Here is a 22,417-nt window from a genome sequence, read left to right as displayed (position 1 = left end):
CCTTTTGGGTTCCCATGTGCTAAATGAAAATGAGTCATTACGGAGATGCATTTGTAAGTGTATGATTTATCACCAACTAAAATAATATCTGCAATTACTATTCTATAACGCTATAAAGCTTACCAATAACAGCGTAGGATCAGGCCACTTTTGACTCTAAATTAGGCCTGCACTTCGGTGCTCTATCATCAAAAATTATGAAACTAACCGCTAAACCGTCACTGAATAACGCATTACTTATCTCTATCTGTACACCGAAGTTTAAAGGTGATGAGGCAGCAGAATCACTTGCAGAGTTAGCTCGCTTGGTGACTACGCTTGGGTTTAAAGTGGTTGGAACTCAGTCGCAAAAACAAAGCTCAACTCAAGGGCTGAATGTATTGGGTCTTGGAAAACTCGCTGAAATCGCTCACCTCACTGGTAATAAAGGGTCGATTGAAGAGGAAGAGGATGAGTTCGATGAGTTTTTTGATGAGACTGACTTTGATGATATTCCATCCGAGAACTTACCGCTCTCGTGCGCGGATGTGGTGGTGTTTGATTGTGATTTAACCGCATCACAAATGCGTAATGTTGAAAATCAACTTGGCGTAGAAGTGTATGATCGTACGGGTATCATTATTGAAATCTTTAGCCGACACGCTCGAACTCGAACTGCTCGCTTACAGGTGGAAATTGCTCGCCTTAATTATATGGTGCCACGACTAAGAGAATCGATGCGTGGTGATAATGAGCGCCAAATGGGTGCGGGTTCCGGCGAAACAAACTTTGAGTTGGATCGCCGTAAAGTACGCGATCAAATTGCCGATTTAAGACGTGAGCTGGTTAGCGTACAAGCAGAACTTAAAGGCCGCCGTAAACAACGTGCCGAGCTGTTTAGTGTCGCTTTAGTCGGCTATACCAATGCGGGTAAATCTTCAATGATGCGCGCAATGACAGGCAGTGACGTATTATCGGAAGATAAGCTCTTCGCTACGCTTGATACAACCGTACGAGCGCTTTACCCAGAAACGCAACCACGTATATTGGTGTCTGATACCGTTGGCTTTATTAAAAAGCTGCCACATGATCTCGTTGCTTCATTCCACTCAACGCTGGCTGAAGCTCATGATGCATCATTACTTCTATATGTCGTTGATGCATCAGACAAGACGTTCCGTGCTCAGCTCGATGTTGTGCATGAGGTGCTAGGGGAAGTGGGTGTTGAGGGTATTGAAAAACTGTTGGTTCTGAACAAATCTGATCGACTGAGTGAAGAGCAACAACAAGCGCTGATGGAAGAGTTTCCTGATGCGATGATGACATCCACTCGCAACCCACTTGATATCACCAAGCTGCATGAGTACATCGTCAATGTTGCGGAGAATGGCATGGTTGAAGATGAGATTATTGTCCCTTACACAGCAAACGGCATAATTGGTGAGATCCGTTCTAGTATGAGTGTTACCAAAGAAGAGTATGAATACGATCATATAAAGCTTTCAGTACGTTCAAGCTCAATTGACTTAGCAAGATTGAAAAAGCGAATGCTGACCGTTTAAACAGGGATATTCCCTTATGTATTAGCGTGCCTAAAACCGTGTGGTTTTGCGGTTCTCTTTCAATCTGTCGACGGCATTTATTTCAGGCTCTAACATTCGTTAGGGCCTTTTTATTGATAAATAACTAGCCGTTTGGCTAGGTAAAAAAGGGATTGGATCATGGCAACCCAAACCGATTGTAACCCGGTTTGTTAGAAGGTGATATCTAGTTAACCTATTGTTTCTACGTTATTTTACTACCACAACTCCTGTTTGCGTCAGCTCACTAGCAAAACGTTCTTTAGCTTTAGGTTCACCATGTATCAAATGAATAGCCTTTGGTGAAGGGGATATCCCGTTAATGAATTTCAATAGGTCACTTTTATCCGCGTGTGCTGAGTAACCAGACATAGTGTGTATCTGTGCATTGACTTCAATGACCTCATCATCAATATTGACGGTGTTACTACTATTTTTACTTTGATTTTGAAGTTCACGCCCTAATGTTCCTTTCGCTTGGTAACCGGCAAAAATCACGTCAGTACGACTATCCGGTAGTAAGGCTTTCAAGTAATTCATGATTCTTCCACCTTGGCACATCCCCGACGCTGCAACAACAATCGCAGGCTCTCCAGTCGATTTCAACCTGTTGACGATTCGTTGGTGGCTTCGATGATCGTTCACCGTTATGCACTGCTCAAAGGCGAGCGGGTGACGGTTTGATTGCAGGCGTTGTTTCGCTTCATTTCCCCAAAGCTGTTTAAACCTCCGATAAGACTCAGTGACTCTTTGAGCCATTGGTGAGTCGAGGATAATAGGGATGTCGATATCTATCTGTTGAGAGTTAATAAGCTGTTCAATATCGAACAGTAGCTCTTGAGTTCGACCCTCACTAAACGCAGGAATTAAGATAGTACCCCCATCGAGCAAAGAACGATCAGTGATCGCTTTGAGCCTTTTGCCTCTAGTATTGATATCTTCATGTTGGGAATTACCGTACGTGGTTTCAATCAGTAAGTGGTCGGCACGTTTTGGTGAAACAGGATCGGGTAAGAGAGGAGTATTACTTGGCCCTAGGTCACCAGAAAACACGACGACTTCTTGATTAGGAAGGCGAACCTCAATATAAGCAGAACCAAGGATGTGCCCAGCGTGTTGGAATCGAGCATAAAGCCCTTTCGTCACATCGTTGGTAATCGGAAACCACTGATCGTATTCATGAGGGCGCAACATTCGGCGTATTTGATTGAGAACTTGTTCTGTTTTTCTGTTCGATAGACCAAGCTGAAGTTTTAAGCTGTCTTCGAGCATCAAAGGAACAAGTTCTGCGGTAGCTTCACTGCAATAAATCGGCTTATTGAATTTAGTAGCAAGTAACCAAGGCAAGCGACCTATATGATCGATATGGCAATGGGTGAGCAATAGTGCATCGAGGTGATCAGTTTCAAATTCAATGTCTAATGGCCGCTTATCAGCCCCTTGAAATAACCCACAATCGACGAGAATAGCCTGATCATCGGATCTTAGTTCATGACAAGAACCAGTGATGGTGTCCTTTCCTCCGTGATGAATGATTTCCATAGTTCACTCCTCAAATGGATACTCAATCACAGTGCCTGTAGTTTTGGCCTCAAACAATGATTGAAAAAAGAATTGCGACTATTAAGAGATTTTCTAGTGACGAGATAACTTGTGGAGACTGAAAAAACTGAAGGTTTCACGCAAATAAAAAGGGCCAACTCTTTCGAGTTGGCCCTTTCCAAACGTTTGGTGGGCTGGCGTAAGTTGAACTTGATTGTTATCTATTTGATATTTAATGATATTGATTGGTTTTATTTTTATTGATGTACCCTATGGTGTACCTATTCTTTTTCGTTACCGTATTTTTTCTCAAAATATTTATAATTTGCCTTATTCCTAAACCGATTTGGTTTCATTGCTAAACAACTCTTTTGTTGTTTATTTCTCTTTATACAACTTATAAGTTGTTGGTGGTTGTATTTACAACTAATATGTTGTTTATAGTGTCCTATACAACTTAAAAGCTGTTCGAGGGAGTTAGTGATGAAGAATATAGATGAAATAGCAGCACTGCTTATTGAGCAACGCAAGAAGCTCGATATTGAGCAGAAAGACATGTACATGAGAATTGGCATGAAGCAGCAGCAGTATCAGCGAATTGAAGCAGGTAGTGACGTAAAGCTATCAACCTTACTCAGGATTTTAGAAGGATTGGACTTAGAGCTCTCTATTTTACCTAAAGGCCCGAAAACCATTCTTTCCTCGTCAAATAAAGTGTCAGAACGTCAAAGCGATAGCACCCAAAGCGCAGATGGATTGCAAGATGATACTGATGATCTCGGCTTTTGGTTCGATACAGAGGGTAAATCATGACTAGGCTGGTAGAAAAGGTCGAGGGTCTTAATATCCGGTTACATGGCATAGATGTAGCGGTTATTACACATTATGCTGGTGGAAAAAATATACTGACGTTCAATCCCAAGTTTATCTCTATACCAACAGAAAATCGTCCAGTTTTTACTTTGAGGCAGTTACTGGATTCGGGGTATTTAAACAAAGCGCAAATTAGGACAGACAAAATCCCACCAGTATTATCCAACCTGTTACCAGAAGGAGCGTTAAGAGAACTGACCGCCAAGGCACTACAATGTCACACCAACAATGAGTTCTCTATTCTTGCGTACTTGGGTTCAAACCTGCCGGGGGCATTAATTGCTGAGCCGATAGAGGCTGGTAATTTGCCTAGTTGGGCACTCGAGCAGCGTTTATCAACAGAGCCTCAACAGATTAATGTAAAGCATGCAGATACTAAATTTTCACTTGCTGGTGTACAGATGAAGTTTTCTTCGTCTCATCTTGATGGTCGTTATCATATTGACCAAGAAATATCGAAAGATATATGGATCATTAAAACTCCGTCTACAGTCCATAAAGGTGTACCCGTTAATGAATATACCTGCATGAAACTGGCTGAAGCGGCAGGAGTTGAGACTCCTGAAGTTCGCTTAATCGATCTTGATGAGCTTGAAGGGTTGCCTAGTATTAGGTTACCAGATGAACAGTATGCATATGGCATCAAGCGCTTTGACCGAAGTGACAATGGGCGTATCCATACAGAAGACTTTGCTCAAGTATTTGGTCTATATCCTTCGGATAAATATCAACAGGTTAATTATGAGCAACTTGGTAAAGTGCTTTATCAATCGAGCTCAGAGCGCTTGAAAGATATACAGCAAATGGCAAGAAGGCTGCTTATCAATATCTTGCTTGGCAATGGTGACGCCCACCTAAAAAACTGGACGCTTATCTATAGTGATGAGCAATCTCCTCGCTTGTCTCCACTTTATGATGTGGTGTTTACCACGCCATACATTGAACACGATAGCCTTGCCCTTAATATGGCAGGAACTAAGCAGTGGTTTAATATAACGATGGATAACTTCAAAGTATGGTCAGAGAAAACGGGTGCGCCTTGGGTGGCGATTAAGCCTCACCTGCTTGATACATTAGATATAGCAAAAACCAGATGGCCTGAGTTGTTAATCGATTTGCCTATGCTGGAGCAGCACAAGGATGCATTGAGGTTACATTGGGATAGTCTAAGTGTCGATTTCCGATTCTAGTAAGCAGGAAAATTATTAATTACCTAACTTTAAACGGTGTTGAACGCAGGTGATAAAAAAAGGGCCAACTCTTTCGAGTTGGCCCTTTCCAAACGTTTGGTGGAGCTGGCGGGAGTTGAACCCGCGTCCAAAAATCATTCATCATTGGTACTACATGCTTAGTCGATCTTTAAATTCACCAAGTACCTGCGAACCGACACGCTAGTAAATGACTATCCTGAATTAAATTTCGAACTTCATCTCTCAGGCGGGAGAATCCGATCTAGCTAGTTTGGGTTTGACTCTCTGTTATTCCCCGTCTTACAAGCGGAAGCTAGGGCAGAAAGGCTCTCAACAGGTTATTAAGCTGCTAGTGCGTAGTTTTCGTCGTTTGCGACTATATTTTGCGGCTTTTAACGTGGCCAACCGCCCCACGGCATGCACCTCAGACTTCAAAATTCTTGTCGAATCCTAAATCAGCCCCAAGTGTTATTTGCATAGTACCAGAAAAGCTTTGCCTGTCTAGACTTGTGCGTTTAAGTGCTCAATATTAACGCAGATTACTCTTCATAATCCGTGCTTTATCGCGAGCCCAGTCTTTTTCTTTCATATCAGTACGTTTATCGTGCAGCTTTTTACCTTTCGCGACACCTACTTTTAGTTTCACCCATGAGCGAGACCAGTAGAGAGCAGTAGCGATCAGTGTCATACCTTCACGGTTAATACGACCAATTAGGTTGTCGAGTTCTTTACGAGAGAGTAGTAGCTTACGTATGCGTGTCGGGTTAGCGACAACGTGCGTTGATGCTTGAGTTAATGGTGTGATTGTCATACCACTAATAAATGCTTCGCCGTCACGAACATACACATAGCTTTCTGCGATATTAGTTTTACCTTCACGCAGAGATTTTACTTCCCAGCCTTGTAGCTCCAAGCCAGCTTCAATTTCATCATCAATGAAATATTCGTGGCGAGCTTTTTTGTTTTGAGCGATGGTATTGCTACCCGCTTTATTCTTTGATTTCTTTGCCATAGTGCCTGCATTATACGGCTTGGATTTCGGTTAGGAAATCCTTATTTGCTCTAAGAGAGAATAAACGTAGAATTACAGCTATAAATGATTATGTAAAGCAGTACTGGAGTTAACATGAAACAAGTGAGTCGTTCGGCATTAGTCTCGTTTAGTGCTGAGCAGATGTACGCATTAGTGAATGATGTCTCAAGCTATCCTCAATTTTTACCCGGATGTTCAGGCTCTCAGGTTCTCGAATCAACCGAAACGTCAATGGTTGCATCTGTTGATGTGTCAAAGGCAGGTATCAGCAAAACATTCACCACATCGAATCAGTTGAATCATGGCCAATCAATAATAATGAATTTGGTGGACGGTCCATTTAGCTCGTTAACCGGCGGCTGGTATTTTACTCCGCTAGATGAAGGCGCTTGTAAGGTTGAGCTTAAGCTAGAGTTTGAATTTTCTAGCAAAATGGTTGAGCTAGCGTTTGGTAAAATCTTTAGTGATTTGACTAGCAATATGGTCAGTTCTTTCACTAAGCGAGCTAAAGAGGTCTATAGCTGTTATGAGTATTGAATCTGAGATGATCCATGTAGAAGTGGTGTATGCGCTTCCTCAAGAGCAACGCGTGTTTACTTTGGTTGTAAATAAATCAATGAGCGTGGAAGAGATTATTGTTCAATCAGGCGTGTTGGCGCTGTATCCCGAGATTGATTTAAAGCTGAACAAAGTAGGTGTGTTCAGTCGAAATATTAAGCTTGATGCAACGATTCAAGATAAAGATAGAATTGAGATTTACCGACCGTTATTGGCTGATCCAAAAGAGATCCGAAGAAAAAGAGCTGAGCAAGCCAGCAAAGCAGCTAAAGCGAAGGCCGCTAAAGAGAAGGCTAACAGTTGACGAAAGGCGTCAGTTCAATAAGTGCTTTGCGCATGAATAACACCAATAAAAATGGCCCGTATTTCTACGAGCCATTTTTTGTATTCTATGTATGTAGTCGTTAGCTATTGAAACTAACTAGTTAATACTTTCGAAAAACTGATCCCCGGCTGGAAACTCACCGGCAATATCAACCAGTGTGCCTGAAGGGTCAAAGTTAACAACCAAGTTTTGTTGAACTGAGTCTTTGTGGCCAGCGGTATGGTGATAAATATAGTACCAAGTATCTGGGTAACCATTTTCAATCAGCATTGGTGAGCCCATTACGTAGCGCACTTGCTCTTTAGTCATACCAAATTTAAGTTGGTCGACGGCTTCTTGTTCTACGTAATTGCCCTGATTAATGTCAATTCTATAAACAAGTTTCTCTAACACAGAACAACCAGTTAGCATTGTTATTGCTAGCGGTGCGATGACTAACCATTTTTTAAACTGCATATCTTCTTTCTTTACAAATGAACATTAAACTGCGGTGATAATAAACAACCTAGGCGAAGAAGTAAAAAACTCCTTCACCTTTGAACTGTTTCAGACCGTGAATTTAGAGATAGGTTGCAAAGAAAGTTCAAATAGAACGAAAAGTGGAACTTATTGGGCCTAGTGCACCCCTAGGCCTATATATTAAATCGGTTGTTTATGCGGCAATTAATAGTTCTTTCGCATTTGCCAAAGTCGATTGAGTAATCTCACTGCCGCCGAGTAGGCGAGCAAGTTCAGTGATTCGCTCTTCAGTACCCAGACTGTGCATCTTAGTTTCTGTCTTTCCTGCCTTCGTTGCTTTAGCAACAAACAGCTGTTGATGGCCGCAGCCTGCAACTTGAGGTAAGTGGGTGACACAAAGAACCTGTGTCGATTGCCCCAGTGTTCTTAGCATCTTTCCGACTACGGCTGCAGTTGGGCCACTGATACCGACATCAACTTCATCAAAGATCAAACTAGGAGTCTCAACCTTTTGCGCCGTGATAACTTGAATCGCAAGTGAAATTCGAGATAGCTCACCACCTGATGCGACTTTAGCGATTGGTTGTAATGGTTGACCTGGGTTTGTTGAAACAAGGAAGCAGACAGAATCCATACCGAGTGGAGAAGGATGAGCACCTTCACTGTCGACCGAGATTTGGAACTTTGCTTTCTCCATGCTGAGTTCATGCATGCTTTGGCTGATAAGTTTATTTAGTTCTTTAGCGTAACGACAGCGAGACTTATTGAGCTTTTCGGAGGCAGATAAGAATGTTTGGTACTTGCCTTCTAACTCTTGTTCTAGTTCATCGAGGCGTTCATCAGAACAATCTAACGCTTCGATCTGCGATAGTAGCTCTTGGTGGTGCTGATAGAGTCCGTCGGCCATAACATGATGTTTACGAGCAATAGACATCACTTTCGAAAAACGCTCTTCAACATACGCCATGCGTGCAGGGTCAACATCGATATTATCAAGATAACCACGTAGCTCTGCATTGACTTCTTCGATCTGAATTATCGCTTCTGCAACCATACTTGGTAACTCAGTAAGTGTTTCGTCAAGCTCAGCAAGTTGTACTAAGGACTGATTGGCCGATTGCAAAATACTAAGCGCATTAACTTCTTCACCTTCGTAGATAAGCTCGATAGCCTGTTGGCAGGTTGAGGCAAGCTCTCCACTGTTGGATAGGCGTTTGTGTTCTTGTTCGAGTTGTTCATATTCGTCCTCGCCAAGAGAGAGCTCATTTAGCTCTTTGATTTGATATTCAAGAAGTTGTTTTTGCGCTTGGTTTTGCTGACTGTTTTCTTTGAGTTTTTTAAGTAAGTTATCAGCCTGACGCCATTGTTGATAGGTATTGCGTGTATTCTTTAGCAGGTTCAAATGCCCAGCATATTGATCGAGCATTGCCATTTGGTAGTCACTTTTCATCAATTGATGGTGTGCATGCTGACCGTGGATGTTGATCAGTAGCTGGCTGAGTGACTTTAATTGGGAAAGCGGAACAGGGCTGCCATTAATGAAGGCTCGCGAACGGCCCTCTTTTGTAATGGTACGACGCAAAATACACTCACTACCATCAAGTAGATCGTTGTCTTCAAGCCAGCGAGAAGCAAGTAAGTTATTGTCTAATAAAAATGCTGCGCTTACTTCGGTTTTTTCTTCGCCTTGTCTCACCATGCCGGCTTCAGCACGCCCACCTAAACAAAGACCGAGTGCGTCAATAGCAATTGATTTACCCGCACCGGTTTCGCCAGTAATACTGGTCATCCCTTTTGAGAGCTCGAGCTGCAAAGATTTAACGATAGCGAAGTTGTTTACACTTAGGTGAGCTAGCATTTTATTTACCTGTACAATTAAACAATACTGTATAAGAAAACAGTATATACTGTTTCTTTATACAGTAAAGTTACACAGGTAAGTTATTTTTGCTTATTGATTACTATGTGAGCAAGATCGACTGAGCAGGTAATGTCTAATGATCTAGCAATACGTACCGAGCTATCAACATTCCACGTGTGACCAAATCAAAACAGCTTACTAGACCATCCAAGCTTATTTCGTAGTACGTGGTAGTAGCTATAGTCTTTTGGGTGGATCAGCTTTAGAGCTGTAGGGCTTTGATAGATATGTATTTCATCACCTGGTGAAACAGGCAAGGATATTTGTCCATCACAGCTTACTTCTTGTGTTCCTCTGTTGTCTGGAGAGACAATAAGTTTGATTCGGCTATTCCCGTCCACAACTAATGGGCGGCTAGATAACGTGTGGGGAAACATTGGCACTAAGCTAATCGCGTTCAAACTAGGAGATAGAATTGGACCACCACCTGACAACGAATAAGCGGTTGAACCTGTTGGTGTTGCCACGATAAGCCCGTCAGATCGTTGAGAGAACGCAAACGTATCATCAATGTAAACTTCAAACTCAATCATGTGGGCGACTTGACCGGGGTGTAATACGGCTTCGTTAAGTGCTGAGTTATGGCTCTTTACTTGCCCATGGCGATGAATTTCGGTTTCTAATAAGAAGCGGTTTTCTATTCGGTACTCACCGTTAAGAACGCCGAGTAAGTCGCCTTGAAAGTTGTCTGGGTCTAAATCAGTTAGGAAACCTAGGTTGCCTCGGTTCACACCGATAACGCAGATATCAAATCGAGATAGCACTCTTGCAGCGCCAAGCATGTTGCCATCACCACCAACAACAATGGCAAGATCGGCTTTTTTGCCCAGATCAATTAGACTAGAAAAATTCTCTTTAGGGATATCATCAAGAATATCGCATAAACGGTCATCAATAAAAACTTGGTAACCTTCTGCGGTTAGCCATAAATAGAGCTCTTTATGTGTTTGTATTGCTTGCTGATCTCGTGGTTTTCCGATGATAGCAATCACTTCAAAGCATTTTTTCATAGGTTTTCCAGACTAATTAGACTTGAATCAAGAATCTTCATCCCCATAATAATGGCAAGTCACCCCTTTATGCGAATTTTTGTGCCCCTAATTGAGTAACAAATAGTATAGGTGCACGTTGGAATGAATTCTGGAGATATCATGAGCAACGAAGAAAACAAAATGAAAGAAGAAGAACTAAAGAATACAGAAAGCACAGAGCAACAAGCTGATGTTGTTGGAAGCGATGCTGATATCGAATGGAATGAAGAGTTACAAGTTGATGAGCAAGAAGCAAAGATCGCTCAACTTGAAGCTGCTCTACTAACAAGTGAAGCAAAAGTTCAAGATCAGAAAGACTCGGTATTACGCGCGAAAGCAGAAGTAGAAAACATGCGCCGTCGTACTGAAGTTGAAGTTGATAAAGCGCGTAAGTATGCCTTGAACAAGTTTGCTGAAGAGCTGCTACCTGTTATTGATAACCTTGAGCGTGCAATTCAATCTGCTGATACTGAAAATGAAGCGGTTAAGCCGGTTCTTGAAGGTGTTGAAATGACGCACAAGTCTTTTGTCGATGTGGTTGCTAAGTTTGGTTTAAAAGAGATTAACCCTGAAGGTGAAACTTTTAACCCTGAATTACACCAAGCGATGTCTATTCAAGAAAGTGCCGATCACGAGCCTAATTCAGTGATGTTCGTAATGCAAAAGGGTTATGAGCTAAATGGCCGAGTTATTCGCCCGGCGATGGTAATGGTGTCTAAATAATACCCATTATTTATAGGTTTTTATGAAGAGGAGCTGATGCTCCTCTTTTTTTTGTCCAGTTGTAAACATTTCTGTTACTCAATTATTAAATCTTATCCACTGCTAATTCCTTACCAACCTAGTTGTTAATTCCATATATTTTAATAATTTCGATATTTATCTCTCCAGTAGTGGTTTGTATGAAAGGTTGTTGGTGCTTTCCTTTGTGTGTTCACTGTGTATTATGACTGCCTTCTCGGCGTTAGACCGAGTTTTTAACTAATAATTAACACATATGCACACATAGCAACTGGAGTTGAACGATGGATAAGTCGCTCTCAAGTAAAATATTTATAGGACTTTTCACTGGTCTTATTTTAGGTACTGCAATTCAATATTTGTTTAGCGGTGTAACGTTCATGGATACATACCTGTTAGGTCTCGCTAACGGTGTTGGAACCATGTTTGTTGAAATGATCAAATTAATGGTTGTCCCATTAGTTTTCTTCTCAATCGTCTGCGGTATCGTTGATCTAAAAGATCTCTCATCGTTTGGTCGTTTAGGCAGTAAAACTTTTTCTTTGTACATTCTAAATACTGTTATCGCGATTATTCTAGCTCTGACTATTGGTATGATCTTCCAGCCAGGTGCTGGTGCTAACCTAGCGGGTACAGTTTCTGAATCAGTAGAGTTTGCGACAACAGATACGCCTGATATCTTCTCTTTGATTGTTAATATCGTACCAAGTAACCCAGCAGCGGCGTTTGCAAGTGGCGATATGCTTCAGATTATCTTCATGGCTATTCTGGTTGGTATTGGTATTCAAGCGATGAAAGAGCGCGGTGCACCAATCGCTAACGCTTTCAAACTTGGCAATGAGCTGATGATGAAGCTGATTGGTCTTGTGATGGGGCTTGCTCCGTACGGTGTGTTTGCGTTGATGATTAATCTAGGTGCAACACTAGAAGCAGGTACATTAATGTCAGTGGCAGGTTATGTCGCTCTTGTTATCGCAATGCTTCTGTTCCAGATTTTTATCTTCTACCCAACAGTCGTTGCACTTACTACGCGTTGTTCTTCAAAAACGTTCCTACGTGCCGTTCGTGAGCAAATCTTATTCTCACTTTCTACAGCAAGTTCAAACGCAACGATTCCTGTAACGATGCGTACGTTGACTGAAAAACTCGGTGTATCGAAATCGGTAGCGGGTTTTGGTGTTCCTCTAGGCGCAACGATGAACATGGCGGGTGTGTCTGTTTACATCGCACTGGCAACTATCTTCGTCGCTAACGCATTTGGTCAGCCAATTGTAACCGCTGATCTGTTCATGCTTGGTTTCACTATCTTACTTCTTTCCATTGGCGCTGGTGGCGTACCTGGTGGTGGTGTTGTAATGGTCGGTGTTCTATTGCATCAACTAGGGTTACCTCCTGAAGGTTTGGCAATCATCGCAGCCGTTGACCGTATCAATGATATGTTCTGTACATCATCTAATGTTGTCGGTGACACAGCAGTGAATACCATTGTTGCTCAATCGGAAGGGGAAGTTGCTGAAGATGCAGTAACAGCTGAGCCTTCACGCGCAACCGCTTAAATGACTAGTCATAATTGAATACCAAAGCAGAGCTCGTTAGCTCTGCTTTTTTATGCGAGAAATATAAGAACTTTTTTACGATTAACCCTTGAAAAGGAATTTGACGCCCTTATCTATGGTGCATACAAAACAAAGATTAAATTTTTGTTTATTCGCAAGGGTTGAAAGCCCACTATACGCCCCCCACATAGGGGATATAGAAAATCTAAATAGAATTAATTCGGAGATCGCCTGATGGGTAAAATCATTGGTATTGACTTAGGTACTACTAACTCTTGTGTTGCTGTTCTAGACGGTGACAAGCCACGTGTATTAGAAAATGCAGAAGGTGAGCGCACAACCGCTTCCGTTGTTGCATACACCGACGGTGAAACGCTAGTAGGTCAGCCTGCAAAACGTCAAGCGGTAACTAACCCAACTAACACGCTATTTGCAATCAAGCGTCTTATTGGTCGTCGTTTTGAAGACGAAGAAGTACAACGCGACATCGAAATCATGCCATTTAACATTGTTAAAGCTGATAACGGTGATGCTTGGGTTGAAGCGCAAGGCGAAAAAATGGCTGCTCCTCAAGTTTCTGCTGAAGTTCTTAAGAAAATGAAGAAAACAGCTGAAGACTTCCTAGGTGAAGAAGTGACTGGCGCTGTTATCACAGTTCCTGCTTACTTTAACGATGCACAACGTCAAGCGACAAAAGATGCTGGTCGTATCGCTGGTCTTGAAGTTAAACGTATCATCAACGAACCAACAGCTGCTGCACTAGCTTACGGTCTTGATAAGAAAGGCGGCGACCGCACTATTGCTGTTTATGACCTTGGTGGTGGTACATTCGATATCTCAATCATCGAGATTGATGAAGTTGAAGGCGAGAAGACATTTGAAGTACTAGCAACTAACGGTGACACTCACCTAGGTGGCGAAGACTTTGATAACCGTCTAATCAACTACCTAGTAGATGAATTCAAAAAAGAGCAAGGTCTAGACCTTAAAGCTGATCCTCTAGCGATGCAGCGTGTTAAAGAAGCAGCAGAGAAAGCGAAAATCGAACTTTCTTCAGCACAGCAAACTGACGTAAACCTACCTTACGTAACTGCTGATGCAACTGGTCCTAAGCACATGAACGTTAAAGTAACTCGTGCGAAACTAGAATCTCTAGTTGAAGACCTAGTACAACGTTCTCTTGAGCCTCTTAAAGTTGCTCTAGCGGATGCTGACCTATCTGTAGGTGACATCGACGATGTTATCCTAGTTGGTGGTCAAACACGTATGCCAATGGTTCAAGCTAAAGTTACAGATTTCTTCGGCAAAGAGCCGCGTAAAGATGTAAACGCTGATGAAGCTGTTGCAATGGGTGCTGCTGTTCAAGGTGGTGTTCTAGCTGGTGACGTTACAGATGTACTTCTTCTAGATGTAACTCCTCTATCTCTTGGTATCGAGACGATGGGTGGCGTAATGACTAAGCTAGTTGAGAAGAACACGACTATCCCAACTAAAGCGAACCAAACGTTCTCTACAGCAGAAGACAACCAGAATGCGGTAACTATCCACGTTCTTCAAGGTGAGCGTAAGCAAGCGACTTACAACAAGTCTCTTGGTCAGTTCAACCTAGAAGGCATTCAAGCTGCACCACGTGGCATGCCTCAAATCGAAGTAACTTTCGATCTTGATGCGGACGGTATCCTACACGTTTCTGCTAAAGACAAGCAGACGGGTAAAGAACAGAAGATCACTATCCAAGCTTCTGGCGGCCTAAGCGACGACGAAATCGAAAAAATGGTTCAAGAAGCGGAAGCGAACAAAGAAGCAGATAAGAAGTTCGAAGAACTTGTTACTGCACGCAACCAAGCTGACCAAATGATTCACGGAACTCAGAAGCAAGTAGAAGAAGCTGGTGAAGCTCTACCTGCAGAAGACAAAGAGAAGATTGAAGCAGCAATCAAAGAACTAGAAGAAGCGAAGAAAGGCGACGACAAAGAAGCTATCGACGCGAAAGTTCAAGCTCTGATGGAAGCATCTCAAAAGCTAATGGAGATTGCTCAGCAGAAAGCTCAAGCTGAACAAGCTCAAGGCGGCGAAGAAGCAGGCCAACAGCAAGCTCAAGACGAAGACGTTGTTGACGCTGAGTTTGAAGAAGTTAAAGAAGATAAGAAGTAATCTTATCGTTAGAGGGCAAAGCACTGAACCAGTGTTAACTCTCTAATTTAGAAGTGTTTTCTATAACTGAAAATGTTTCTAAACTATCGATGCGGGCGTTTGAGGAAACTCATACGCCCGTATGCTTGTCCATGACGTATCAATATAGCTAAATGTTTTTAATTGAATGAAGACACAATAGTTTTAATTAAAGCCTTTAGCTATATCGATACAACCGCAAGCGGAGCATAGCCGCTTGTTGCATTAATTTGGTGATCAATAGCATGTCAAAACGTGATTTTTATGAAGTATTAGGCGTCAGTCGTGACGCATCTGAACGTGATATTAAAAAAGCGTACAAACGCTTAGCAATGAAATACCACCCGGACCGTAATCAGGGTGATGACACTTCAGATGAAAAATTTAAAGAAGTAAAAGAAGCGTACGAAATTCTGACCGACTCTCAAAAGAAAGCCGCTTATGACCAATACGGCCATGCAGCATTTGAGCAAGGCGGAATGGGTGGCGGCGGCTTTGGTGGTGGTGGCCAAGGTGACTTCGGTGATATTTTCGGTGATGTCTTTGGTGATATCTTCGGTGGCGGTCGTCGCGGTGGCGGCGGTGGTGGTCATCGTGCCCAACGTGGTTCTGATCTGCGTTACAACATGGAGTTATCTTTAGAAGAAGCGGTGAAAGGCGTTTCTAAAGAGATTGAAATCCCAACACTTGTTCACTGTGATACTTGTGACGGCAATGGCGCGAAAAAAGGCTCATCTCCAGAGACTTGTGGCACTTGTCACGGTCATGGTCAGGTTCAAATGCGTCAGGGTTTCTTTGCTGTTCAGCAAACTTGTCCTAGCTGTAACGGTAAAGGCAAGATCATCAAAGATCCTTGTAACTCTTGTCATGGTCAAGGCCGCAAGCAGAAAACGAAGACGCTTAACGTTAAGATCCCATCAGGCGTTGATACTGGCGATCGTATTCGCTTATCTGGCGAAGGTGAAGCCGGAGATATGGGCGCACCAGCAGGCGACCTTTACGTACAAGTACATGTGAAAGAGCACAATATCTTTGAGCGTGACGGAAACAACCTTTACTGTGAAGTACCTGTGAGCTTTACAATGGCTGCACTTGGCGGTGAAGTTGAAGTACCAACATTAGATGGTCGCGTTAATCTTAAAGTGCCAGATGAAACTCAAACGGGTCGTATGTTCCGTATGCGTGGTAAAGGCGTGAAAGGTGTTCGTGGCGGCGGTGTAGGCGATTTGATCGTTAAGTTAGTGGTTGAAACGCCAGTTAAGCTAAGCTCTCGTCAAAAAGAACTACTACGTGAGTTTGAAGACACTTGTGGTGGTGAAGCGGCGAATAAGCACAAGCCTAAATCAGAAGGCTTCTTTAACGGTGTTAAGAAGTTTTTTGATGACCTAACCAGCTAGAATAATTAAACGTTCTAGACAGTATGTTTTTAAAGACCAGCTTAATCGCTGGTCTTTTTGTATCTGTTCTTTTAAACATAAGATTTAATCTGAACCAAAAAAATCATCCCAACCTAACGTTGAACGACAAAAATAACAAAGTTGCTGTTAATCTAACGTCATAACTTTGAATGCTTTTTCAGCAGCTGTAAAAGCTACGTCAATAATCCCTATGATTAACAAAATCATGATCTAGCCCTGATAGTCTCGCCTGCTTTTGAATACGCTATAAAAAGGTGTAACGTGAATATAGTTAGAAAAAGCGCATTGGTTATTGCTCTGTGTATCACAAGCATTGGGGCACAAGCTGGTACTGCAGTGGGATTGTTTGTTGGGGAACCGTTCTGGGGACTAGAATTCAAACACAACGATATAAGATTTAACGTCAGCCTTGATGACCAATTTGGACTTGGGGCAAATAAATCATTTCAGGTATCAAATACTCCCCTGTATCTTTTTGTTGGCGGCCAGTACATAGATAGAAATACAAACTATATGGCGGTGACATCAGGGATAGGGGCAGAGCTTCGGGTAAAGCCGATGGGGTTCTATATCGATGTGGGGCCGAATCTATACCTTGATGAAATGCAGTTCGAGTTAGAAGCAAAAGCGGGTTTGAGAGTCTATTTTTAATTATCTCTTTTAAGATCTAAACCTATTCGGTCTTCACTTAAAAAGCGTAATCTGTTGTTTCAGGTTACGCTTTTTAGCTTCAGATTGAGTGCTCGCTTACCAACACTCAATAGGGGACCTCTGTCCCTTTGCATTGAGCGTCATCTTATTATCATTGGATAAACAGCTATCGTTTGTTTGCCCTTTTGTGGTTTGTGCCAGAGCCATGATGGTATAAGGCGTCGTTGATGAACTCGCAATTGAGAATTGATATCTGTCAGTATCACTATCGCAAATCGTGCAACTCCCTCCTGAAATGATGTTCGACCAATCATAGCTGCCTTGGTAACCCTCCTCTAGTATCAGTTGCATTCTGAGCATGTCTGTTTTGGCTGCTGTTCTATGCGCTTTTAACACATGGTTGGTATAACTGGGGTAAGCAATCGCTGCGAGAACCGCAATGATGGCGACTGTGAACAATAATTCGATCAGCGTCATTCCAACCTCTCTTTTTTTGTAGCGGTTACAGTTAAATAATTGAATCATTACGAGTTGTCCTTACTTAATTTCCTCCTATTTTTATTAGCTGTTAGCATCGGCGCAAGTGGATTAATTTATAAACAATAAGTTTCATAGGAAGTTGAGAAATGACTCGCGGGTTTACTTTATTAGAACTGGTAATCACGATTAGTATTTGTGGGGTTGCTCTAGCTTTTGCAGCGCCAAGTTTTAGCAATATGGTGGCAGACAGCAAAATGAAACGCTTAGCAACCGAATTTAATGGTTTCATTATCCAAGCTAAATCAGAAGCAGTAATGAGAAATAAAAAGCTCTACGCTCATTTCTCCTTTCCGGAAAACACTGAAAATTCATTAGGCACTTGGAATGTCATTTTGGCGGATTCAGATACCCTACCGGGCGCCGATAATATCGCCTACTTTGATGGTCAGCCTTTCTATGGATTAACGGTCAAGCATACTTATAGCTCTCAGCAGATCGCGTTTGATGCGATACGTGGTAGGCCTAAATCGGGTAGTTTTATTTTCCAACCTGTATCGAGTAATTCCAACCAATTAGCCATAAAAACATCGAACCCTCCGGGGAGAGTTAAGGTTTGTAGCCTCGAGGGGGATCATTATGGCTATAAAACTTGTTAGAAAGCAGCAGGGAATTGCACTAATCGAAGTTATGATCTCAGCACTTATTGGGATTATTGCTATAGGGATTATTGGTTCAGTCTTTCTGACTGGACAACGCATTGCCAAAGAGCGTTCTCTTGAATTACTCGTTTTACAAAGTTTGATGAGCACCAGTTCGATGATGAGAGCCGATATTCAAAGAGCGGGCTTTGATGGAGGGTCGGGTAACTCATTAACACTTCAAGGCTCGACAAGTACAGTTGCAGTGAGTGGCGCGAGTATGGGTTTTGTCTATTATTTACCTGATATTAATAAATACCAAAATATCAAATATAAGCTTAGTGAAGGCCAGCTTTATAGCTGTGAAAGGAAAGATACAGCCATCGCCTCGTTAAACAACTTAACAGGGTGTGCAAACTTACTTGATCAAAATATCATCAATGTCGTCTCTATGGCGATATCAACTACACCACTTGTTACCAGTAGTGCAACCAATCTATTGACTCATGTTTACTTAGAAGCCGAACTGCATGATGGCAGTTATAACCAATCGGTTTCGATGGCAATAAAGCAAAGGAACTGGCTATGAAGAAGAGATTAGTTAGTCGTGGCACTTACAGTAAACAGCGAGGAGTCACTGCGCTATTGGTTACTGCATTATTATTAATGGGGACGCTAGCCTTTGCGCTAGGGTCTTATCGAGGCGTTTTTTATCAAATAAAAGTTGCGAATAATCAGATTGATGATCGTAAAGCGCACTGGCGGTCAGAAGGCGGCCTAGAGTGTGGATTTAGCTCGATGGTATTCAATAACGACAGTAGTATTCCGACTAACTTAAACAGTATTTGCTCTGATATGGACCTGAATTCGCTGCAAGCGAGCGTTAGTGATCCTGAGCGTTTGGTAGCTCGCTATAACAATAAAAAAGTCAGTAAAAGCATTACCTTTTCGAGTGGAACTGGGGCAGGGGCTGTGAAATCAACGTCCGATTTGCTTATTCGTGGGTCTACACTAATCTCTCCTCCAGATCCAGGTTATAGAAACAGTGAGGGAGATTACGAATGTGTTGCCGTCGTAGTAAGTAATTACATTCTTGCCACGTATGGCATGGTTAATGATGGCGTAGGGGAAGCGATTACCAAACCGAGTGCGGACTTCGATAACAGTTCAGATTGTGCAGCTGGCTACAAAACTGATATAGAAGACGTAAACGTAGGAATATGGCGGGATTCATCAAATAACCATGTTTCTTTCCATGCTGAAAATGATCTGCAACACGATGAAACTCTAAATCCATTTAAAGAGTTGTTTGAGAAAGAGAGAGGGGAGTGGGAGCAGGTAAGGGATAACCCTGAAAATGAGTTTCTCACTTATACAATGCTAGGCTCGGATATAAATTGTGTAGATAAATTTAAAAACGACTTGATTTTGGGCAAGCCAAATAAGGTTTGGATAGATGGTAGTTGTCAATTAGATAGTAGTGAGGTTCATACTATTCAGTCGAGTAACCCCGGGACTTACCTGTTTCTGATAGTACACAATGGAGTGCTGTCAATTAGTGGTGCAGCTACTATTGAGGGAGTGCTTTTTCATTTTAATGAAAGCTATGCCGCACACCCTGATAATTGGCAGGGATTCACAAATATCGCAGATCTAAATTTTACATTTGACGCGCCAATATCGATGCTATATGGAGAATCGACGCTCCTGACACCAAAGCATGCCACTTTTTTTCAGTCAGGTTCTATGCAGTTTACTGGTGGAATGATATTCGATACTCGAGGTCAGATGGCACTCTTTAATAACTCAATGAGGCTTCAGTTTAACAGCGATATTACCTCTAGTTTTGAATTTTCGGCCAAACCCAAATGGAAGAAGGGGTCTTGGAGTGACCACTAAACAGAAAGGTTTTAGCTTAATTGAAGTTATGATCGCATTCATATTGATTGGTGTGGCTTCCTTAGGGCTAGTGAAACTTCAGACCTATGTGGAGGCGAGAGCAGGGCATGCTAAAACCAGCTTAACGGCTTTGTATGTCATTGAGTCTCAGTTGGAATTGTTTCGCCAAAGAGGTATATCGTCAGCAGGTGCTAGCTATTCTCTGAATGATGTACACAGTGAATGTAATGCAATGACGGAAAATGGCGCGACCTTAGATGTCCAGCTTACTTGCGAGTCGACGTTGATCTTAAGTGATAGTGTTAGTTCTATATCAATGAAAGCGTACTGGAGCGATCGTTATCAACAAGATCAAGAAGTAAAGATTGTGACCATGCTGTCTAAGTATAGTGAGTTCGATTAAATATCGAACTTTTTGGTAAAGTTGGTGTTATATATCGAGTTGATATAGTAATTGTAGTGATAGTTACTGCATGAATGTGTTTTGTTTAGGTTTAAATGTTGTTTATTTCTCGTATGTGGTGTTGTTTGTTTTTTGTTGCACGTTGATTGTGTTTTTGCAAAATATGTCCCTGTTTAAGAAAAATGTCATAGAACCTTGTGCTTTTATGGTGTGAATTTTATAAAATAGACAGTGATATATAGACCATTCATATTATTTCAAAGGTCTATGGCAACCACACACACATACGGAGTTACCATGAGTAACCAAGCTACGAAACAAGCACCATCGCCGAAGCCGAGCGGTATGGATCGCTTTTTAAACGCCATCGAAACAGCAGGTAATAAGATTCCAGATCCTGCGATTTTATTCTTCTGGGCACTTGTTATTGTTTGGGTTTCATCTGCAATTTTATCTAACGTCTCTTTTGATCTGATAAACCCTCGTACTGGTGACGCACTAGAAGTAAATAACTTACTTACAGGTGAAGCGCTTGCAAGTTTCATGGCGAACATGGTAACGACGTTTACTGGTTTTGCTCCTTTAGGTATCGTATTGGTTGCTATGCTAGGTGTTGGTGTTGCTGACGCTTCTGGCTTCATCCAAACTGGCCTTAAGAAGATGCTTAACTTCACGCCAGCTAAGCTTCTAACTCCAATGCTAATCTTGGTTGCTATCGTATCTCATACGGCAGCGGATGCAGGTTATGTACTGGTTATTCCACTAGGTGGCATCATCTTCCACGCAGCGGGTCGTCACCCTCTAGCGGGTATCGCAGCAGCGTTTGCTGGTGTATCAGGTGGTTTCTCTGCAAACTTTATTCCTTCAGGTATCGATCCTCTACTAGCTGGCTTCACACAAACAGCAGCGAACGTTCTTGATCCTGAATACGTTATCAACCCATTAGCGAACATCTTCTTTACTGGTCTGTCTTCATTCCTAATCGTTGGTATCGGTTGGTGGGTAACTGAGAAAATCATCGAACCTCGCCTTTCTAATACACCTGTAGATGAAGATGCTGAAGAAGCTCCTGATCTAGGTACGTTCACTGAAATCGAATCAAAAGCATTCCGTTGGGCTGGTTGGGCAATGGTTGCTGGTATTGCAGCACTTGTGTTCGCTCTTATGCCTGAAGATTCAGCACTGCGTTCTCCAGAAGGTGAACTAACTGCATTCTCTGCGCCTCTAATGCAGTCAATTGTTCCGCTTATCTTTATTCTATTTGTTATCCCTGGCATCGTTTACGGTCGCATCTCAGGTAAATTCAATAGCAACAACGATATTATTAAATCAATGTCAGAGACTATGTCTACGATGGGCGCATACATTGTAATGTCGTTCTTCTGTGCTCAGTTCCTATCTGCATTTGGTCAATCAAACATTGGTACTATGCTTGCGCTTTACGGCGCTGAAGGTCTTAAAGCAATGGACCTTGCTGGTGAAATGACTATCGTTGGTATGATTCTTCTTACTGCGTTTGTTAACTTACTAGTCGGTTCTGCATCGGCTAAATGGGCTCTAATTGGTCCAATCCTAGTTCCTATGTTGATGGTTGTTGGTATCTCTCCTGAGTTATCTCAAGCGGCTTACCGTGTTGGTGATTCTGTATCTAACATTATCTCTCCACTAATGGTGTTCTTCCCACTTGTGGTTGTTTACTGTCAACGTTACGTTAAGTCGACAGGTATCGGTACACTAGCTGCTCTTATGATGCCGTTCTCTATCGCAATGCTAATTGGTTGGACTATCTTCCTACTAGCTTACTGGGCACTTGGTATCCCTCTAGGTATCAACGCTCCTTACACTTACACAATGTAAGTGTGCATTAAGGCTTCACTATTGGTGTTTCCTTAACGTAATATCAGATAACAAAGCCCGCGATAACCTTCGCGGGCTTTTTCTTGTCAGCACAATCAAGGTAGACTTCTG

The 22,417-nt window shown here is 42.2% G+C and carries 21 protein-coding genes and 1 other RNA gene; 15 read left to right on the top strand and 7 right to left on the bottom strand.

Annotated elements, in window-relative coordinates; translation table 11 throughout:
- Positions 1-197: 197 nt before the first annotated feature.
- A complete protein-coding gene (gene hflX / locus L4D20_RS21360) occupies positions 198-1,541 on the top strand; it encodes a GTPase HflX (RefSeq protein ID WP_428803617.1) in 1,344 nt (447 codons plus the stop codon).
- Positions 1,542-1,769: 228 nt separating this feature from the next.
- Here the strand turns inward: hflX and L4D20_RS21355 are convergent, their stop codons facing one another.
- Positions 1,770-3,101, bottom strand: a complete 1,332-nt coding sequence (locus L4D20_RS21355; protein ID WP_428803616.1) for an MBL fold metallo-hydrolase — start codon at positions 3,099-3,101, stop codon at positions 1,770-1,772.
- Between the two features lie 483 nt (positions 3,102-3,584).
- Between L4D20_RS21355 and L4D20_RS21350 the strand changes: the two genes are divergently transcribed.
- Complete coding sequence (locus L4D20_RS21350) at positions 3,585-3,914, top strand: helix-turn-helix domain-containing protein (protein ID WP_428803615.1); 330 nt, start codon at positions 3,585-3,587, stop codon at positions 3,912-3,914.
- Entirely contained in the window at positions 3,911-5,164 is a 1,254-nt protein-coding gene (locus L4D20_RS21345; RefSeq protein WP_428803614.1) for a type II toxin-antitoxin system HipA family toxin, read from the top strand. The genes L4D20_RS21350 and L4D20_RS21345 overlap by 4 nt, the downstream gene beginning before the upstream one ends.
- Before the next feature lie 97 nt (positions 5,165-5,261).
- On the opposite strand, the gene ssrA is transcribed toward L4D20_RS21345, so the two are convergent.
- Positions 5,262-5,627: a transfer-messenger RNA gene (gene ssrA / locus L4D20_RS21340) on the bottom strand.
- 66 nt (positions 5,628-5,693) lie between these two features.
- Positions 5,694-6,176, bottom strand: a complete 483-nt coding sequence (gene smpB, locus L4D20_RS21335; protein WP_428803613.1) for an SsrA-binding protein SmpB — start codon at positions 6,174-6,176, stop codon at positions 5,694-5,696.
- A gap of 114 nt (positions 6,177-6,290) precedes the next feature.
- Between smpB and L4D20_RS21330 the strand changes: the two genes are divergently transcribed.
- Positions 6,291-6,734 (top strand): SRPBCC family protein, encoded by a 444-nt coding sequence (locus L4D20_RS21330; protein WP_428803612.1) that lies wholly within the window; start codon positions 6,291-6,293, stop codon positions 6,732-6,734.
- Complete coding sequence (locus tag L4D20_RS21325) at positions 6,724-7,059, top strand: RnfH family protein (RefSeq protein ID WP_428803611.1); 336 nt, start codon at positions 6,724-6,726, stop codon at positions 7,057-7,059. The genes L4D20_RS21330 and L4D20_RS21325 overlap by 11 nt, the downstream gene beginning before the upstream one ends.
- A 117-nt stretch (positions 7,060-7,176) precedes the next feature.
- On the opposite strand, the gene bamE is transcribed toward L4D20_RS21325, so the two are convergent.
- The 3 genes from bamE to nadK form a co-directional block, all read right to left on the bottom strand.
- On the bottom strand, positions 7,177-7,536 hold the full coding sequence (gene bamE / locus L4D20_RS21320; protein WP_428803610.1) for an outer membrane protein assembly factor BamE: 360 nt from the start codon (positions 7,534-7,536) through the stop codon (positions 7,177-7,179).
- A 196-nt stretch (positions 7,537-7,732) separates the two neighbouring features.
- Positions 7,733-9,397 (bottom strand): DNA repair protein RecN, encoded by a 1,665-nt coding sequence (recN, locus tag L4D20_RS21315; RefSeq protein ID WP_428803609.1) that lies wholly within the window; start codon positions 9,395-9,397, stop codon positions 7,733-7,735.
- A gap of 188 nt (positions 9,398-9,585) precedes the next feature.
- Positions 9,586-10,470 (bottom strand): NAD(+) kinase, encoded by an 885-nt coding sequence (gene nadK / locus L4D20_RS21310; RefSeq protein ID WP_428803608.1) that lies wholly within the window; start codon positions 10,468-10,470, stop codon positions 9,586-9,588.
- A gap of 141 nt (positions 10,471-10,611) precedes the next feature.
- Here nadK and grpE point away from each other — a divergent pair, with 141 nt between their 5' ends.
- From grpE to L4D20_RS21285, 5 genes are all read left to right on the top strand, one after another.
- Complete coding sequence (gene grpE / locus L4D20_RS21305; RefSeq protein ID WP_428803607.1) at positions 10,612-11,214, top strand: nucleotide exchange factor GrpE; 603 nt, start codon at positions 10,612-10,614, stop codon at positions 11,212-11,214.
- Between the two features lie 302 nt (positions 11,215-11,516).
- A complete protein-coding gene (locus L4D20_RS21300; RefSeq protein ID WP_428803606.1) occupies positions 11,517-12,788 on the top strand; it encodes a dicarboxylate/amino acid:cation symporter in 1,272 nt (423 codons plus the stop codon).
- A gap of 234 nt (positions 12,789-13,022) precedes the next feature.
- Positions 13,023-14,942, top strand: coding sequence for a molecular chaperone DnaK (dnaK, locus tag L4D20_RS21295; RefSeq protein ID WP_428803605.1), 1,920 nt, complete (start codon positions 13,023-13,025; stop codon positions 14,940-14,942).
- A 263-nt stretch (positions 14,943-15,205) separates the two neighbouring features.
- A complete protein-coding gene (gene dnaJ, locus L4D20_RS21290; protein ID WP_428803604.1) occupies positions 15,206-16,357 on the top strand; it encodes a molecular chaperone DnaJ in 1,152 nt (383 codons plus the stop codon).
- A gap of 282 nt (positions 16,358-16,639) precedes the next feature.
- The gene (locus L4D20_RS21285; protein WP_428803603.1) at positions 16,640-17,029 is read left to right on the top strand and encodes a hypothetical protein; all 390 of its coding nucleotides are present in this window, start codon (positions 16,640-16,642) and stop codon (positions 17,027-17,029) included.
- A gap of 96 nt (positions 17,030-17,125) precedes the next feature.
- Here the strand turns inward: L4D20_RS21285 and L4D20_RS21280 are convergent, their stop codons facing one another.
- Complete coding sequence (locus L4D20_RS21280; protein WP_428803602.1) at positions 17,126-17,554, bottom strand: type IV pilin protein; 429 nt, start codon at positions 17,552-17,554, stop codon at positions 17,126-17,128.
- Positions 17,555-17,655: 101 nt separating this feature from the next.
- Between L4D20_RS21280 and L4D20_RS21275 the strand changes: the two genes are divergently transcribed.
- The 5 genes from L4D20_RS21275 (at position 17,656) to L4D20_RS21255 (ending at position 22,306) form a co-directional block, all read left to right on the top strand.
- Positions 17,656-18,165: a GspH/FimT family pseudopilin gene (locus tag L4D20_RS21275; RefSeq protein WP_428803601.1), complete on the top strand. Its 510-nt coding sequence runs from the start codon at positions 17,656-17,658 to the stop codon at positions 18,163-18,165.
- On the top strand, positions 18,146-18,736 hold the full coding sequence (locus L4D20_RS21270) for a PilW family protein (protein WP_428803600.1): 591 nt from the start codon (positions 18,146-18,148) through the stop codon (positions 18,734-18,736). The genes L4D20_RS21275 and L4D20_RS21270 overlap by 20 nt, the downstream gene beginning before the upstream one ends.
- Positions 18,733-20,046: a hypothetical protein gene (locus L4D20_RS21265; protein ID WP_428803599.1), complete on the top strand. Its 1,314-nt coding sequence runs from the start codon at positions 18,733-18,735 to the stop codon at positions 20,044-20,046. The genes L4D20_RS21270 and L4D20_RS21265 overlap by 4 nt, the downstream gene beginning before the upstream one ends.
- Positions 20,036-20,449: a type IV pilus modification PilV family protein gene (locus L4D20_RS21260; protein WP_428803598.1), complete on the top strand. Its 414-nt coding sequence runs from the start codon at positions 20,036-20,038 to the stop codon at positions 20,447-20,449. Before L4D20_RS21265 ends, L4D20_RS21260 begins: the two co-directional genes overlap by 11 nt.
- Before the next feature lie 297 nt (positions 20,450-20,746).
- On the top strand, positions 20,747-22,306 hold the full coding sequence (locus L4D20_RS21255; RefSeq protein WP_428803597.1) for an AbgT family transporter: 1,560 nt from the start codon (positions 20,747-20,749) through the stop codon (positions 22,304-22,306).
- The last annotated feature ends 111 nt before the right edge of the window (positions 22,307-22,417 follow it).

Source organism: Vibrio kyushuensis (genome assembly GCF_050337325.1).
GTDB lineage: Bacteria > Pseudomonadota > Gammaproteobacteria > Enterobacterales > Vibrionaceae > Vibrio > Vibrio kyushuensis.
This window is presented reverse-complemented; position numbering and strand designations above follow the sequence as displayed.